Annotated in this window: 12 protein-coding genes; 9 read left to right on the forward strand and 3 right to left on the reverse strand. The window is 66.2% G+C overall.

Features of this window, described 5'->3' with window-relative positions; all coding sequences use genetic code 11:
• Nucleotides 1-49: 49 nt before the first annotated feature.
• The 3 genes from ABIE08_RS15015 to ABIE08_RS15025 all read left to right on the forward strand — a co-directional run bounded on the left by ABIE08_RS15015 (nucleotide 50) and on the right by ABIE08_RS15025 (nucleotide 2,950).
• Nucleotides 50-871, forward strand: a complete 822-nt coding sequence (locus tag ABIE08_RS15015) for an ABC transporter permease (RefSeq protein WP_354552255.1) — start codon at nucleotides 50-52, stop codon at nucleotides 869-871.
• Nucleotides 872-962: 91 nt separating this feature from the next.
• The gene (locus ABIE08_RS15020; protein WP_354552256.1) at nucleotides 963-1,583 is read left to right on the forward strand and encodes a DUF2239 family protein; all 621 of its coding nucleotides are present in this window, start codon (nucleotides 963-965) and stop codon (nucleotides 1,581-1,583) included.
• Nucleotides 1,584-1,603: 20 nt separating this feature from the next.
• Nucleotides 1,604-2,950, forward strand: a complete 1,347-nt coding sequence (locus ABIE08_RS15025) for an MATE family efflux transporter (RefSeq protein WP_354552258.1) — start codon at nucleotides 1,604-1,606, stop codon at nucleotides 2,948-2,950.
• A gap of 5 nt (nucleotides 2,951-2,955) precedes the next feature.
• Here ABIE08_RS15025 and ABIE08_RS15030 read toward each other — a convergent pair whose 3' ends face one another.
• Entirely contained in the window at nucleotides 2,956-4,767 is a 1,812-nt protein-coding gene (locus tag ABIE08_RS15030) for an AsmA family protein (protein WP_354552259.1), read from the reverse strand.
• 269 nt (nucleotides 4,768-5,036) lie between these two features.
• On the opposite strand from ABIE08_RS15030, the gene ABIE08_RS15035 reads away from it, so the two are divergent.
• Nucleotides 5,037-6,950, forward strand: a complete 1,914-nt coding sequence (locus tag ABIE08_RS15035) for an acetoacetate--CoA ligase (protein WP_436409557.1) — start codon at nucleotides 5,037-5,039, stop codon at nucleotides 6,948-6,950.
• A 225-nt stretch (nucleotides 6,951-7,175) separates the two neighbouring features.
• Here ABIE08_RS15035 and xseA read toward each other — a convergent pair whose 3' ends face one another.
• Nucleotides 7,176-8,675, reverse strand: coding sequence for an exodeoxyribonuclease VII large subunit (gene xseA, locus ABIE08_RS15040; RefSeq protein WP_436409570.1), 1,500 nt, complete (start codon nucleotides 8,673-8,675; stop codon nucleotides 7,176-7,178).
• 187 nt (nucleotides 8,676-8,862) lie between these two features.
• Between xseA and ABIE08_RS15045 the strand changes: the two genes are divergently transcribed.
• The 3 genes from ABIE08_RS15045 (at nucleotide 8,863) to ABIE08_RS15055 (ending at nucleotide 12,667) form a co-directional block, all read left to right on the forward strand.
• Nucleotides 8,863-9,636, forward strand: coding sequence for a 16S rRNA (uracil(1498)-N(3))-methyltransferase (locus ABIE08_RS15045; protein WP_354552263.1), 774 nt, complete (start codon nucleotides 8,863-8,865; stop codon nucleotides 9,634-9,636).
• Nucleotides 9,637-9,882: 246 nt separating this feature from the next.
• Entirely contained in the window at nucleotides 9,883-10,917 is a 1,035-nt protein-coding gene (locus ABIE08_RS15050) for a Fe(3+) ABC transporter substrate-binding protein (RefSeq protein ID WP_354552264.1), read from the forward strand.
• Nucleotides 10,918-10,981: 64 nt separating this feature from the next.
• Entirely contained in the window at nucleotides 10,982-12,667 is a 1,686-nt protein-coding gene (locus ABIE08_RS15055; RefSeq protein WP_354552265.1) for an ABC transporter permease, read from the forward strand.
• Here the strand turns inward: ABIE08_RS15055 and ABIE08_RS15060 are convergent.
• Entirely contained in the window at nucleotides 12,664-14,265 is a 1,602-nt protein-coding gene (locus ABIE08_RS15060; RefSeq protein WP_436409558.1) for a thiamine pyrophosphate-binding protein, read from the reverse strand. The two genes, ABIE08_RS15055 and ABIE08_RS15060, sit on opposite strands and share 4 nt — an antisense overlap.
• Here ABIE08_RS15060 and ABIE08_RS15065 point away from each other — a divergent pair.
• Both ABIE08_RS15065 and ABIE08_RS15070 read left to right on the forward strand, forming a co-directional pair.
• A complete protein-coding gene (locus ABIE08_RS15065; protein ID WP_354552844.1) occupies nucleotides 14,215-15,414 on the forward strand; it encodes a hypothetical protein in 1,200 nt (399 codons plus the stop codon). The genes ABIE08_RS15060 and ABIE08_RS15065 overlap by 51 nt on opposite strands.
• 106 nt (nucleotides 15,415-15,520) lie before the next feature.
• On the forward strand, nucleotides 15,521-15,844 hold the full coding sequence (locus ABIE08_RS15070; protein ID WP_354552803.1) for a twin-arginine translocation signal domain-containing protein: 324 nt from the start codon (nucleotides 15,521-15,523) through the stop codon (nucleotides 15,842-15,844).
• Nucleotides 15,845-15,883 lie beyond the last annotated feature (39 nt).

Genomic DNA, 15,883 nt, shown 5'->3' on the forward strand with positions numbered 1-15,883 from the left:
TAACCACACGGACGAGCCTGTCTGAAACCCTTGCGCTGGGAGGGGCATGATGCGACGCGGCGCTTCCTGGTTCAACGTCACCTCGATCACGCTCGGCTTCGCCTTCCTCTATCTGCCGATCGTTCTGCTGGTGATCTATTCCTTCAACGCCTCCAAGCTGGTGACGGTCTGGGGCGGGTTCTCGACCAAGTGGTATGTGTCGCTGCTGAGCAATCAGGGCCTGCTCGACGCGGCCTGGGTGACCATCCGCGTCGCGCTGTTGTCGGCGACGCTCGCCACCGTGCTCGGCACGCTGGCAGCGATCGCCCTGGTGCGCTTCGGCCGTTTTCCGGGCGGCACGCTATTCTCCGGTATGGTCTACGCGCCGCTGGTGATGCCCGAAGTGATCACCGGCCTCGCCATGCTGCTGCTCTTCGTCGCGATCGGCTTTGCCCGTGGCTTCTGGACGCTGACGCTGGCGCACATCACCTTCTCCATGTGCTTCGTCGCCGTGGTCGTGCAGTCGCGGCTGGTTACCTTTGACCGCAGCCTGGAGGAGGCGGCGCTGGATCTCGGCTGTCCGCCCTTCCGCACCTTCTTCACCATCACCCTGCCGCTGATCCTGCCCGCCGTCGTGGCTGGCTGGATGCTGGCCTTCACCCTGTCGCTTGACGATCTCGTGATCTCCAGCTTCACCACGGGGCCGGGCGCCACGACGTTGCCGATGAAGATCTACAGCCAGGTTCGTCTCGGCGTGACGCCGGAGATCAACGCGATCTGTTCGATCCTGATCGCCATCGTCGCCACCGGCGTCATCATTGCCTCGGTCGTTACCAAACAACGCGAAGTTGAACGGCAGCGTGCGGAACGACTCGCTATTCAGGGCGTTTGATACGGACGGACTGCACAAAATACCCGGGTAATATTGACTCTGTTCGTTTTACCCGGATACAAAGCGCGTCTGCTTCCTGAAAGGCGTGGTGATGAGCATTCCGCAACAAATCTACTGCACGGCGTTTCAAGGCCTTCGGCGCATCGCGACGGGGCTGTTGCCGGATGTCGCGCTCAAGAGCAAGGCGGCAGTGGATGAGGGCGGAGAGCCCGTCCTGCTGTTCGACGACGAGACCAGCCGATCGATCGAGGTCGATTTCCGAGGCACGGCCAGCGATGTGCTGGCGCGGCTGGGGCAGGGCATATCTACGTCACCCGCTGTCTCCGCACCCGCCCGGGTGCCCGTCGCGCCGACCGCGGCGCCGCGCGGGCCCGGCCGGCCCAAGCTCGGCGTCGTCGCCCGCGAAGTGACGCTGCTGCCCCGGCATTGGGAATGGCTCGGCAGTCAGCCGGGAGGCGCTTCGGTAGCGTTGCGCAAGCTGGTTGATGAGGCCCGGCGTGAGAATGAAGGCCGCGACCGCGCCCGCCGGGCGCAGGAAGCGGCTCAGCGTTTCATGACGGCCATGGCCGGCGATCAGCCCGGCTATGAAGAAGCCGGTCGGGCGCTGTTTGCCGGCGACAGAGACCGGTTTCGCCAGATGATCGACAACTGGCCCGCGGACATCCGGGAGCACGCCGCCAAGCTGGCCGGCCCCGCCTTCGAGGCTGTCTGATCCGCATCCGGAGACTGTCGATGTCCCTGCCGCCGCTCTGGAGGACGTTTCTCGTCTTCCTCGGCCCGATGATTCTGAGCAACATTCTCCAGGCTCTGTCGGGTACTCTGAACAACATCTATCTGGGCCAGATGCTGGGCGTCAGCGCACTCGCTTCGGTCGCCGCCTTCTTCCCGATCCTGTTCCTGTTCATTTCCTTCACCATCGGCCTGGGTGCCGGCGCCTCGGTGCTGATTGGCCAGGCCTATGGCGCGCAGAAGCTGGAAACCGTCAAGGCGATTGCCGGCACGACGCTGACCGTGGCGATCCTGCTCGGCGCCGTGGTCGCAATCTTTGGCGGCCTGTTCACCGCGCCGATCCTGAAGCTGGTCGGAACACCGGCGGACATTCTTCCGGGCGCCACCGCCTATGCCCGCATCATGCTGATCGCCATGCCGGGGCTGTTCGTGTTCCTGCTGATGACCTCGATGATGCGCGGCGTCGGCGATACCGTAACCCCGCTCTATGCGCTGACGATCTCGACCGTCACCGGGCTTCTGGTGACGCCGGCGCTGATCCGCGGCTGGTTCGGACTGCCGCAGCTGGGCGTCGCCAGCGGCGCCTACGCCTCGATCGTCTCGTTCCTGATCGCGCTCGTCTGGCTCTTCTTCCACATGCGCCGCCGCAAGCATCCGCTGGCGCCGGATGCCGTTCTGATCCGCCATCTGCGGATCGATGGCCGGCTGCTGCTCTCGGTGCTGAAGCTCGGCATTCCTTCCGGCGTGCAACTGATCCTCGTCTCCCTGGCGGAGATTGCCGTCCTGGCGCTGGTCAACTCGTTCGGCTCGGATGCGACGGCCGCCTATGGCACCGTCAACATGGTCGTCAACTATGTGCAGTTTCCGGCGATCTCGATCGCGATCACCGCGTCGATCCTTGGCGCCCAGGCGATCGGAGCAGGCCGCGCCGAGACGCTCGGGATCATCACGCGCACCGGCATCCAGCTGACGCTGCTGATCACCGGCGGGCTGGTGGCGCTCTGCTACCTGTTCTCGCGGCCGCTGATCGGCCTCTTCATCACCAGCGATCCCGTCATCGAACTGGCCCAGACGCTGCTGCACATCGTGCTCTGGGGCTATATCGTCTTCGGCATTTCGAGCGTGCTGGCGGGCATCATGCGCGCCAGCGGCACCGTGCTGGTGCCGACGCTGATCTCGATCGTCGCGATCCTCTGCGTCGAGCTCCCCGTGGCCTATGGCCTCTCCGGCCATTTCGGCATCAACGGCGTCTGGGCCGCCTATCCGATCGCCTATATCGCGATGCTGACGATGCAGGCGAGCTACTACTGGTTCGTGTGGCGCAAGAAGACCATCCAGCGCATGGTCTGAAGCCTTCAGCGGATGGCGGGCAGCAGCGTGTGCGCCATGCGGCGCACCGGTCCTATTGCCGGCGCCGCATCGCTTCTGCGCGATAGACCGCTGAAGTCCGGTACCAAAGTCGGATGCTCCCAATTGCCGCCGACGATGAAGGGCACCCGGATCGGCGTGCTGGTTGCGCCGGTGGCGCGGTCGATCGTGAGCTCGCCGCGCGCGCTCAGCGAAGTCGCCTGCAGCGGCGCTTCGCCGGAAAGCGCAATGGTGTAGCCGGTGCCCGTCACCAGGATGGAGGGCGCGGCGATCTGGTCGGCGTTGATGGCGAAGGTGCCGTCGGCCTGGGTGAACTTGGTCGAGCCGCCAAGCAGGTTGCCGCTCATCGTCCCGTCTGCGGTGATCGCTTGCGACAGCGCGGCGATGTTGACGCCCTCGAACGTGCCGTCGGTGATCGTCGCCTTGCCGCTGCCGACAAGCGAGGCCATCAGCCCGTTCCAGTTGGTGCCATGGGCCGAGAGATTGACCGTGCCCGAGCCGGTGCCGTCGAGCTGGCTGATGCCGAACAGGTCGGAGAGCGCAGCGCGGACCGGCAGGCCGTCGATGCGGCCCTGGAGCGAGGCGGAGGCGGCCTCGTCCTGCAGCGAAGCGGACAGGCTTGCGGACAGGCGGCCGCCATAGAGCAGCGCCTCGCCGACCGAGAGGTTCAGCCTTTCGTCGCGGATCGTCGCCGATGCCGCGGTACGCCCCAGCCGCGCGCTTCCCAGCAGCACCTGAGCCGCCGAGACCCGCAGGTCAAGGTCGTTGCTGTCGAGCGCGCCAAGCGGGAAGGGCAGGTCGGGCGTCGTGCGGGCCGCCGTGACCATGCTGACAAGCGCCTCTGCATAGGCGGAGAGGTCGAGGCTCTCGAAGGCGAGCGTCCCCTGCACGGCGGGGCGGCCATGCGCGAAGTTGATCGACAGCGCGCCCTCGCTCTCATTGCCATCGACGCTGATCTTCGCGTTCGAGAAGGTCAGGGTCCGGGCGGCGAGGCTGGTCGGGGATTCGATCGAGGCGCTGCCCAGCGTCGAGCCTTCGCCCATCGGCATGCCGAAGATGCCGGCAAGTCGCCGGATCGACGGCGTGGTGACGGTGAGGTCGCCTTCCCCTTCCGGGTCGGCCAGGTTGGACACCGTTCCGGTGAAGCTGGCGCGCAGCGGCGTCGAGGCGATCGCGAATCGAAGCGCCGTCTGCCGGCCGCTGACCAGGTCGAGTGGCGTGCCGATCGAGCCGTTGAAGTCGAATGGCTCGTCCTGCCAGACGGCGCTGCCCTTGATGCTGGCCGTGGCGGCGGGATCGGGCCAGTCGAGCCGCGCATCGACGCCGGTCAGAAGCAGTTCCCTCTGGTCCTGGCCCCGATAGTGCAGCGTGCCGGAGCGGATGACGAGGCGGCCGAGTTCGGAATCCCCGCGCAGCGCCCGCGGCAGCGTCCAGTTCGGCAGGCCCTTCTCGTTGACCCCGAAGCGGAACACCGGATTGTCGAGCTCCAGCAGGGACGGCCGAACCCGGCCGATCAGCAGCGGCAGGAAGCTCAGCTCAGCCGACAGGGAGTCCATCTCGACCAGCGGCTGCGGATCCTTGTCCGAGCTGATCCGCACTTTGGAGAAGGTGACGGTCGGGTAGGGGGTGAAGGCGACGGTCGGCGTGCCGTCAAAGGTCAGGGCGCGCCCGCTCCAGCCTGCGACTTCGCGCGTCAGCGATCGACGAACGGCTTCGATGGTGACCAGCTTGGGCGCCAGAAGGACGAAGGCGCCGCAAAGGATCAGAATCGTTGCGAGGGCGAATAGGATTTTTTTCATGTCACCCGGTGACGATTGCCCCTAACGTTTCGGAAGGTGCCACGACCGAATGGCTCCCGGATAGGCAGAATTCCGTGATTTCGCAAGGCCTTTCTAGCCAAACTCGGCAAGGTTTCCCGCGTGACTTGGCGGCAGGCTGCGGATATCCATGGCAAGACAGCGAAATTTTGCCGCACTGCAACCTACTCGGAAAGGGCCGTTCCGCCATGACGTCTCCGATTGTTTCGCCCGCTTCCGAGTCTCCTTTGTGGACGCCGTCGGCGGCGCGTATGGCCGTGCATCCGATGACGCATTTTCGCGCCGCGGCGGCGGAATGGACCGGCCTGCCTTTCCCCGACCATGAGGCTCTGCACCAGTGGTCGATCGACGACCGGGCGGCATTCTGGGATCTGGTCTGGGATTTTTGCGGCATCGTCGGCGAGAAGGGAGAGCGGCTGCTGGTGGACGGCGATCGGATGCCGGGGGCGCAGTTCTTTCCCGATGCGACGCTGAACTTCGCGGAAAACCTGCTCCGGAAGTCCGGCGATGCCGATGCGCTGGTCTTCTGGGGCGAGGATCGGGTGAAGCGCCGACTGAGCTGGGACGAACTGCACGCGCTGGTGTCGCGGTTGCAGCAGGCGCTGCTCGATGCCGGCGTCACGGCGGGCGACCGCGTCGCCGCGATGATGCCCAACATGCCGGAGACGGTCGCGGCCATGCTGGCAACCGCCTCGATCGGCGCGATCTGGTCGTCCTGCTCGCCCGATTTCGGCCCGCGCGGCGTGCTCGACCGCTTCGGCCAGATCGAGCCGACCGTTTTCCTTGCCTGCGATGGCTACTATTATGCCGGCAAGACCATCGACATCGCGGCCAAGCTCGCTGAAATCGTGCCGAGCCTGCCCAGCCTCCGCGCGGCCGTCATCGTGTCCTATATCGGCACGGCGTCAGCGGTCGCCCCGACGCTTGCGCACGGCGTTGCGCTGGAGGATTTCCTGGCGCCGTTCCAGGCGCGGGAGGTCCAATATGCGGCCACCCCCTTCGCGCATCCGCTCTACATCATGTTCTCGTCGGGGACGACGGGCGTGCCGAAATGCATCGTTCATTCGGCCGGCGGCACCTTGCTGCAGCATGTGAAGGAGATCCACCTGCATTCCGGGGTCGGGGAGGGCGACCGGCTGTTCTATTTCACCACCTGCGGCTGGATGATGTGGAACTGGCTCGCCTCGGGCCTCGCGGTCGGGGCAACGCTGCTGCTCTATGACGGATCGCCGTTCCATCCCGACGGCAACATCCTGTTCGATTTCGCCGATGCCGAGCGAATGACCTTCTTCGGGACCTCGGCCAAGTTCATCGACGCGCTGCACAAGTCGAGTCTGAGGCCAATCGAGACGCACGACCTTGCGACGCTCCAGATGATGGCCTCGACCGGTTCGCCGCTGGCGCCGGAGAGCTTTTCCTTCGTCTATGACGGCATCAAGAGGGATATTCACCTGGCCTCCATTTCCGGCGGCACGGACATCGTCTCCTGCTTCGTGCTCGGCATTCCTGGCAAGCCGGTGTGGAAGGGCGAGATCCAGGGTCCCGGGCTTGGCCTTGCCGTCGATGTCTGGGACGAGGACGGAACGCCGCTCGCCAGCGGCAAGGGCGAACTGGTCTGCCGCAAGGCGTTTCCCTCCATGCCGATCGGCTTCTGGAACGATCCGGACGGTAGCCGGTACCACGCCGCCTATTTCGATCGCTTCGACAATGTCTGGTGTCATGGCGACTTCGCCGAATGGACGGTGCATGGCGGATTGATCATCCATGGGCGCTCGGACGCCACCCTCAATCCGGGCGGCGTGCGCATCGGAACGGCGGAAATCTACAACCAGGTCGAGCAAATCCCCGAGGTGCTGGAGGCGCTGGCGATCGGCCAGGACTGGGACAACGACGTGCGCGTCGTGCTTTTCGTCCGCCTTCGCCAGGGGGCCGAGCTCGACGACGGGTTGCGCAAGACGATCCGCGACAGGATCCGCATCGGCGCCTCGCCGCGGCATGTGCCGGCGAAGATTCTCGCCGTCGCCGATATCCCGCGCACCAAATCCGGCAAGATCGTCGAACTCGCCGTGCGCGAGATCGTGCATGGCCGCCCGGTGAAAAACCAGGAAGCGCTGGCCAACCCGGAGGCGCTGGCGCTTTTCCGCGATTTGCCAGAGCTGGCGTGAGGACCCACCCGCCGGCCGTCATCCTCGCGAAGGCGAGGATCCATACAGCCGGAGCGTCGGGAGTCTCGCACCTTCGCAACCCGGCTGAATGGATCCCGGGTCTGCGCCCGGGATGACGCCCGAGATTGGGGCTGGTCTTGGCGTCTTTGCGATACGGGCAGGCGACTCTCTATGATCGCGTCGCCTCATCTTGGCCAGTGTGGAATAGAATGGCTCGAGCGAGACCTAAAACAGGCTTTCCTGCGTCGGCGGCTTGGGCTTGGCCGCCTTCTTGGGGCGCGGTTCGGCGGCGCCGCCGGCCGCGATCGCACCGATCTCGCCGTCCTGGAACTTGATCGTCAGCGCGTCGCCGCTGGCGACCTTCGAGGCCGTGCGCACCGTCCTGCCCTCGGCATCCGTCACCAGCGCAAAGCCGCGCGCCAAGATGCTCCGATACGAAAGCGTCTCGGCCAGTTGCCAGGCACGGTCGAGCCGGTCACGGTTCTTCTCGACGATGCGGATAAAGGCGCGATCGCCCCGGCGTTCGATCTCGGCGATCTGCGCGCCGCCGCGGGCAACACGCTGCGCGATCGGCTCGATGCGCAGCCGGCCGGCGATGCGGGCGAAACCCGCGCGCTTGCGTTCGGCGTGAACCTCAAGCGCGCGTCCTTGCCGTTCGCCAAGCGCGTTCAGCCGGTCGTGCGCGCGAAGGGTGAGGCGGTCGAGGGATGACAGCGACAGCCGTCCGGCGGTGCGTTCCAGCCGGCCGCGATGCGCCAGCGTATTGGCGCCGAGCGCGCGGCCGATGCGGGCGGCGAGCTCGTCGAAAGAGCGGCGTGGAATGGCGAGCAGGTCATCGAGGCGCGGCAGGGCGCGGGTCGCGGCGCGCAGCTCGCGGCGGCGGCCTTCGACCAGCCGCAGCATCGCGCCATCGAGCCGCCGGCCGAGATCGCCGACCGTGCCGACCAACTCCGAGCGCACCGGCACCGCCATTTCGGCAGCGCCCGTCGGCGTCGGCGCGCGGAGATCGGAAGCGAAATCGATCAGCGTCGTGTCGGTTTCGTGGCCCACGGCCGAGATCAGCGGGATCGCTGAATCCGCGACCGCGCGTACGACGATTTCCTCGTTGAAGCCCCAGAGGTCTTCGAGGCTGCCGCCACCGCGCGCAACGATCAAGACGTCGGGTCGTGGGATCGCGCCGCCGGCGGCAAGCGCGTTGAAGCCCGCGATTGCCGCGGCCACTTCGGCGGCCGAGGTTTCCCCCTGCACGCGAACCGGCCAGACCAGCACCCGCACCGGGAAGCGGTCGGCGAGACGATGCAGGATGTCGCGGATGACCGCGCCGGTCGGGGACGTCACGACGCCGATGACGCGTGGCAGATAGGGGATCGGCTTCTTGCGGTTCGAGTCGAACAGCCCTTCGGCGGCCAGCTTGCGCCGGCGCTCCTCGAGCAGCGCCATCAGCGCGCCGACGCCGGCTGGCTCCAGTGCCTCGATGACGATCTGGTATTTGGAGGAGCCTGGAAAGGTGGTCAGCTTGCCGGTGGCGATGACTTCCATGCCCTCTTCGGGACGGAAGCGCAGCTTGCCGAAATTGCCCTTCCAGATCACCGCCTCGATCTTCGAGCGGTCGTCCTTGAGCGCGAAATAGGCGTGGCCCGAGGAATGCGGGCCGCGATAGCCGGAAATCTCGCCGCGCACGCGCACGAAGCCAAAAGCGTCCTCGACGGTGCGCTTCAGCGCCATCGAGATTTCGGAGACGGAGTATTCGCCGGCGTTATGGACGGGATCGGTCAAGTCGGTCGCGGCCTTGCTTGATTCCGCTCGGGGGCGGTGGGGGCTGTCGGCCCTGAATGCCCCCGCGCCCCGCGCCGGTCAAGCCGCACGGCCCAGCCACCTTGCGGCGCGGCCATGCTTTGCGTAATCGAAGCGGATGTCGCGCTATGATTTCACCACCCAACGCCTGTTCATCGACGCCCCGCTCAACGAGGGCGCCCGCATCGTCATGGACAAGGGGCAGACCAACTATCTGGTCAATGTGCTGCGCATGCGCGAGGGCGACCCGGTGCTGATCTTCAATGGCCGCGACGGCGAATGGCAGGCGACGCTCGCCGAGGCCGGCCGCAAGGGCGCCGTGCTGACAGCCGATGCGCTGTCGCGCGAGCAGACGCCGGCATCGCCGCTCATGTATCTGTTCGCGCCGATCAAGCAGGCGCGGCTCGACTACATGGTGCAGAAGGCCGTCGAGATGGGGGTCGGCCACATCCGCCCCGTCATCACCCGGAGAACCCAGGTGGCGCGGCTGAACGACGAGCGGCTGCGCGCCAACGCCATCGAGGCGGCGGAACAATGCGGCGTGCTGTCGATTCCCGAGATCGAAGCGCCGGAGCAACTCACGGCCTTGCTCGCGCGCTGGCCGAAGGACGAGCCGGAGCGCCGGATCATCTTCTGCGACGAGGATGAGACGGGCGCGGACCCGGTTTCGATCCTGCGGGGCCTGCCCAAGGGACCGCTCGCCGTGCTGATCGGGCCGGAAGGCGGCTTTTCGCCGGAAGAGCGCGAGGCGCTGCACGCGCTGCCCTTCGTGACCGCCATCCCGCTCGGCCCCCGCATCCTGCGGGCTGACACCGCCGCCGTGGCGGCGCTGGCGCTGGTGCAGGCCGTGGCCGGCGACTGGACTGCCGATGCGCCGGGACCCCGTGTATAGTTTGCAATACACAGTTCACGAAATCGTGACTGGAAGGGTTTGGGATGGGGCGCTGGAGCGTATGCTTGTCTCGGCAAGAGAAACACCCTTAGTCTAGATTCATTCCATATTAGAACGGATCTAATCTATAGATTAAATCGTAGACTGCCGGTTGACCTCTATTTGCGATGATGGGATGGAGCCGGCAGAAGTTGCCGGACATCGACGGCGACCAGGGTTCCGCCCCCTCTATGAACGGAGTTCACTATGCTTAGCCTGACCCGCCTGATCCAGGGCGCCGCAGCCGCTGCGCTGCTGGCGACCACAACACTTGCCGCCTCCGCTGCCGGCGAAGTGAATGTCTACACGACCCGCGAGCCGGGCCTGATCCAGCCGCTGCTGGAGACGTTCTCCAAGGAGACGGGCATCAAGGCCAATGTGATCTTCGTCAAGGAAGGCCTCGCCGAGCGCGTCGCCACCGAAGGCGCCAATTCGCCGGCTGACGTGCTGTCCGTCGTCGACTTCGGCAATCTGATCGAGCTTTCCGACCGAGGCCTGACCCAGCCGATCCAGTCGGCCGTGCTGGAAGAGGCGATCCCCGCCAATCTGCGCGACCCGAACGGCCAGTGGTTCGGCCTGTCGATGCGGGCCCGCGTCATCTATGCCTCGAAGGATCGGGTCAAGGATGAGACGCTGACCTATGAGGATCTCGCCGACCCGCGCTTCAAGGGCAAGGTCTGCATCCGTTCGGGCCAGCATCCCTACAACACCTCGCTGATCGCTGCAGTGATCGCCAAGGACGGCGCCGAGGCCACCAAGACCTGGCTCACCGGCGTCAAGGACAACCTGGCCCGCAAGGCCGGCGGCGGCGACCGCGACGTGGCGCGCGACATCCTCGCCAATCTCTGCGACATCGGCATCGCCAATTCCTACTATGTCGGCCTGATGCGGTCCGGCAAGGGCGGCCCGGAGCAGGTCGAATGGGGCAACGCGATCCGCGTCATCCTGCCGACCTTCAAGGACAAGGCCGGCACGCATGTGAACGTCTCGGGCGCGGCCGTCGCCAAGAATGCCCCGAACAAGGAAAACGCCGTCAAGCTGCTGGAATTCCTCGCTTCGCAGGAAGCTCAGGAAATCTACGCAAAGGCAAACTTCGAATATCCCGTTCGCGCCGGCGTCGCGCCCGACCCGATCATCGCCGAGCTCGGCACGCTGACGGTCGACCCGCTGCCGCTGACGGATGTCGCCAAGCAGCGCAAGCAGGCCAGCGAACTGGTCGACGTGGTCGGCTTCGACGGCTGATCCTCCGCATGCTTAGGCCACTCGGCCCGACACGAAACACCTCATGCCCCGGAAGCCCCGGGGCATGAGTGATTCCGTTCTTCCCGCGCCATTGATGCGGGCAGCTCCCGCCCGCTCGGATCGAGCCTGGGTCATCGGCTCGGCCCTGGTTGCCCTTCTGGCATTGGCGCCCATCGGGGGCCTCGTCTTCTTCGCCTCGCGCGGCTCCGGCGAACTCTGGCCGCATCTGATCGCCAATGTCCTGCCCGTCGCTGCGCGCACGACCGCGCTGCTTCTACTGGGCGTCGGCATCCTGGTCACCATTCTGGGCATCGGCACGGCCTGGCTGGTGACGGCCTATCGCTTTCCCGGCCGCCGGCTGTTTGAGTGGGCGCTGCTGCTGCCGCTTTCGGTGCCGAGCTACGTCATGGCCTTCGCCTATCTCGACGTCGTGCATCCGGTCGGCCCCCTGCAGACAGGCCTTCGCAATCTCTTCGGCATCAGCGACCCTCGCGGCCTGCCGTTTCCAGAGATCCGCTCGCTCGGCGGCGCGATCCTGCTGCTCGGCCTGATCCTCTATCCCTATGTCTACCTGCCGGTCCGGGCGCTGTTCGTCATGCAGTCGGCTTCGATGCTGGAAGCCTCGCGCACGCTGGGCGCGGGCCGCTTCCGCGCCTTTCGCACTGTCGCCTTGCCCTTGGCGCGTCCGGCTGTGGCGGTTGGCGTCAGCCTGGCGCTGATGGAAGCGCTGAACGACATCGGCGCGTCGGAATTCCTCGGCGTCCGCACGCTGACGGTCGCGATCTACACCACCTGGGTAACGCGCTCGTCGATCGAAGGTGCGGCACAGATTGCGCTCGTCATGCTGGCGATCGTCTTTGCGCTGGTGCTGCTCGAGCGGCTCGGGCGGAGCGGCATGAATTATTCAGGCCCGCGCGGCAACACGCCGGCTATGGCGCAGACGCTTTCGGGCGTCTCGGCGCTGTCGGCGACGCTCGCCTGCGCGCTGCCGATCCTGCTCGGCTTCGTGGTGCCGGCAAGCTATCTGGTCGTCTCGGCTGTGCGCCGCATCCGGCTGGGCGGCTTGCCGCCCGATCTCTGGGTCTGGACCGGCAACAGCGTCTTCTTCGCCGCGATTGCCGCTCTCCTCACCCTGGCCGTCGGCCTGTTCCTCGCTACGGCCGGCCGGATGTCCCGGCGAAAGACGCTGCATGGCATGATCCGCCTCGCCGGCATCGGCTATGCCATTCCGGGCACGGTGCTGGCCGTCGGCCTGCTGGTGCCCATCGCCGGCCTCGACAACTGGATCGCCGACGCGGTGAAGAGTGTTTGGGGCCGGTCGCCGGGTTTGATCCTGATGAGTTCCGGCGCCGCGCTGGTGCTCGCCTATTGCCTGCGTTTCCAGGCGATTTCGATCGGCGGCATCGAATCCGGCTTCACCCGCATCGCCCCCTCGATCGACATGGCGGCGCGCAGTCTCGGCGCCGGCACGGCCCGGATCTCCGGCGGCATCCACATGCCGCTACTGTCGCCGGCGCTCGCCGCGGCGGGCCTGCTGGTCTTCGTCGACTGTATGAAGGAATTGCCGGCGACGCTGCTGCTGCGCCCGTTCAATTTCGAGACGCTCGCGACCTATGTCTATGGCGAGGCGGCGCGCGGCACCTATGAGGATGGCGCGGTGGCGGCGTTGGTCATCGTCTTCGTCGGCATGCTGCCGGTCGCGCTTCTGGCCCGCGCCGGAACGCGCGAGCGCCGAAAGCCGCCGGGCTAGCCCTTCAGGCTCTTGCCCTTGATCTCGTCGATGGTCGAGGAGGGGGAGATCGCCTGCGGGTCGACCTTCACATGAAGGATGGCAGGTTTGCCGGTTGCCTGGGCACGTTCAAAGGCGGGCCAGAAATCCTCGGTCCGCTCTACCGTTTCGCCATGGCCGCCATAGGCGCGGGCAAGAGCTGCGAAATCCGGATTGACGAGCTTCGTCGCTTCGATCCGGTCGGGGTAGCTGCGCTCCTGATGCGCGCGAATGGTGCCATACATGCCGTTGTCGACGACGATTACGATAATCGCCGCGCCCTCCTGCACCGCAGTGCCGAATTCGTTGCTCGTCATCTGGAAGCAGCCGTCGCCCGCAAAGGCGATCACAGTGCGTTCGGGATAGCGCAGCTTGGCGGCGACGGCCGCCGGCAGGCCATAGCCCATCGAGCCGGAGGTCGGCGCCAGTTGCGTCTTCGATCCGCGGAAGCGGTGATAGCGATGCACCCAGTTGGCGTAGTTGCCGGCGCCGTTGGTGAGGATCGCATCCTTGTCCAGATGGTCCCGAAGCGTCCGCATCACGGCGCCCATCTCGACGCCGCCGACATTGCGCGGCTTCGGCTCCGACCAGGCGCGATAGGATTCGTTGGCGGCGCGCGTCTCGGCGCTCCAGGGAATGGTGGCCGGCGGATGCACCGCCTCGAGCTGGGCGGCAAAGCCGTTCGGCGTCGCGTTGATGGCAAGCGTCGGGCGATAGACGCGGCCGAGTTCGTCTGCCCCGCCATGCACATGCACCAGCGTCTGCTTCGGCTGCGGGATGTCGAGCAGCGTATAGCCGGAGGAGGGCATCTCGCTCATCCGGCCGCCAACCAGGATCAGCAGGTCGGCTTCCTTCGCCCGCTTGGCGAGCGCGGGGTTGATCGCGATGCCGACCTCGCCGGCGAAATTCGGATGCTCGTGGTCGAACAGGCCCTGCCGGCGCAGCGAGACGCCGACCGGCAGATCGAAGCGTTCGGCGAAGCGCTGCATCGAGGCGATCGCCGCGTCGCTCCAGCGCGAGCCGCCCAGCACCAGCAGCGGCCGTTCCGCCTTCCAGAGCATCTTCTGCAACTGCGCGGTCTGGGTCAGGCCGGGATAGGTCTCGATCGGCTCGGACGCGCCGACGGAGGCGACGGCGGCCTTCTCGCGCAGCATGTCCTCCGGCAGCGCCAGCACGACAGGCCCGGGCCGGCCGGACGTCGCCACCTGGAAGGCGCGGGACAGGAATTCCGGAATGCGCTCGGCTTCATCGATCTCGGCCACCCATTTGACCACGTCGCCGAACATCTTCCGGTAGTCGATCTCCTGGAACGCCTCGCGCTCGCGCATGGAGCGGCCAACCTGGCCGACGAAGAGGATCATCGGCGTCGAGTCCTGCATGGCGACATGCAGGCCGGCGGCGGCGTTGGTTGCGCCCGGTCCGCGCGTGACGAAGCAGATGCCGGGCTTGCCGGCGAGCTTGCCCCAGGCTTCGGCCATCATCGCCGCGCCGCCCTCATGCCGTGCCACCGTCACGAGAATCGCCGAATCATGCAGCGCGTCGAGCACGGCCAGATAGCTCTCGCCGGGGACGCAGAACACGCGTTCGACGCCATTGGCCTCCAGCGCCTCGACAATGAGTCGGCCACCGGTGCGGGAGGGGATGACGTCGGGCATGCAGGAGATCCTTGCGAGAGGCGGGTCTATTCGATTCCGCGGTCGGTAACCGGGATCGCGAAAGAGGGGATGGTGGCATCAACTTCTGTTCGGCGAAAGCCGGTGTCGTTAGACTGCTGTAACGGGGCCATTCTAGGGACGGAAAAATTGCGCAGCGGATCAATTCTCTGGAAGACCGGCCTTGCCGGCATGGCGATGGCGGCCCTGATCACGGCGTCGTCGACGGCGCTCTTCGCGCAGTCCGAGGGCGAGGACGACAAGCCGCTTTTCCCGACGGCCGAATTGGCTGAGGGCGCGAAGGACGCGACCATCACCGATTCGGGCATCACGGCGCGTATTTTCCAAGAGCGGCGGCCGAAGATCGATCCGGATGATGACGTTCCTGTCCTGCAGGTCAGCGTTGGCGGCAAGATGGTGCTGGAGCATGTCGGCACCGCCTCGGGCATGGCCGTGCCGACGATGAGCGCGTCGATCGTGGACATCGACCCGACCAACAAGAGCAAGGAAGTCTATTTCAGCAGCTATACCGGTGGCGCGCATTGCTGCTCCGAAGTCGTGGTCGCGACCGAAACCGACAAGGGCTGGGTCGCAGTCCCGATCGGCTCGTTCGACGGCGATGGCGACTACCTCCAGGATCTCAACGACGACGGCGAAGCCGAGATCGTCACGGTCGACAACGCCTTCCTGTACACGTTCGACTGCTATGCCTGCAGCGCTGCGCCGCTCGTCATCAAGTCGGTGCGCGACGGCAAGCTCGTCGACGTCACTACCGAGCCGCGTTTCGCCAAGGCCCATCGCGACTGGCTGCGCCAGCTTGAGAGCGATTCCGATCCGGTCGAGCGCTGGAAGTCCCCGGGCTTTCTCGCGGGATGGGTCGCGGCGAGCATTCGCGCCGGCGAGGGTGAGCAGGCGTTCAAGCAGTTGCAGAAGCACTGGAACCTGGCCACGGACCCCGGCGAGGAGACCTGCCTGACGGGTGGCGACATCGATAGCTGCGCGGCGAAAGACCGGAAATTGTTGAAGTTTCCGGACCGGCTGAAACTCTTCCTCGACCGCAACGGCTACCGTTTGTGATTTTTTGCAATCGCGGGCAACGGAAATGTTTGCCTGCTGCGTTGAAGCCTATGCGGGTGGCTTCGGGCGCTTTCGCGCGTCCTCAATTTTGATGGGATGGAAGATAATGCTTTCTCGACGTTCTCTGTTGACCGGGTTGCTGGCTGCGGCTGTCGCCGCACCTTTGGCATCGGTGGCGCCCGGCGAGGCCGAGGCGCAGCAGTGGGGTCCCAATCCAGATCGTCGGCCCCCGCCGCCGCGTCGCGAACGCGTTCCCCCGCCACGCCGTGGCTTTGTCTGGGTGCCCGGCCACTGGCAGTGGCGCCGCGGTCGTTATGTTTGGATGAGCGGCGGCTGGGTCCCGGCGCGTCCGGGCTATCGCTATCGCCGGCCGGACTGGGTCTGGCGCGGCGGCCGATGGGTCTACGCACCGGGCGGCTGGTATCGCTAAGCCCTAGCTTCTAAGCGGAAACGGCGCGGATCTCTCCGC

The organism is Kaistia defluvii (assembly GCF_040548815.1).
GTDB classification, from domain to species: Bacteria; Pseudomonadota; Alphaproteobacteria; order Rhizobiales; family Kaistiaceae; genus Kaistia; species Kaistia defluvii_A.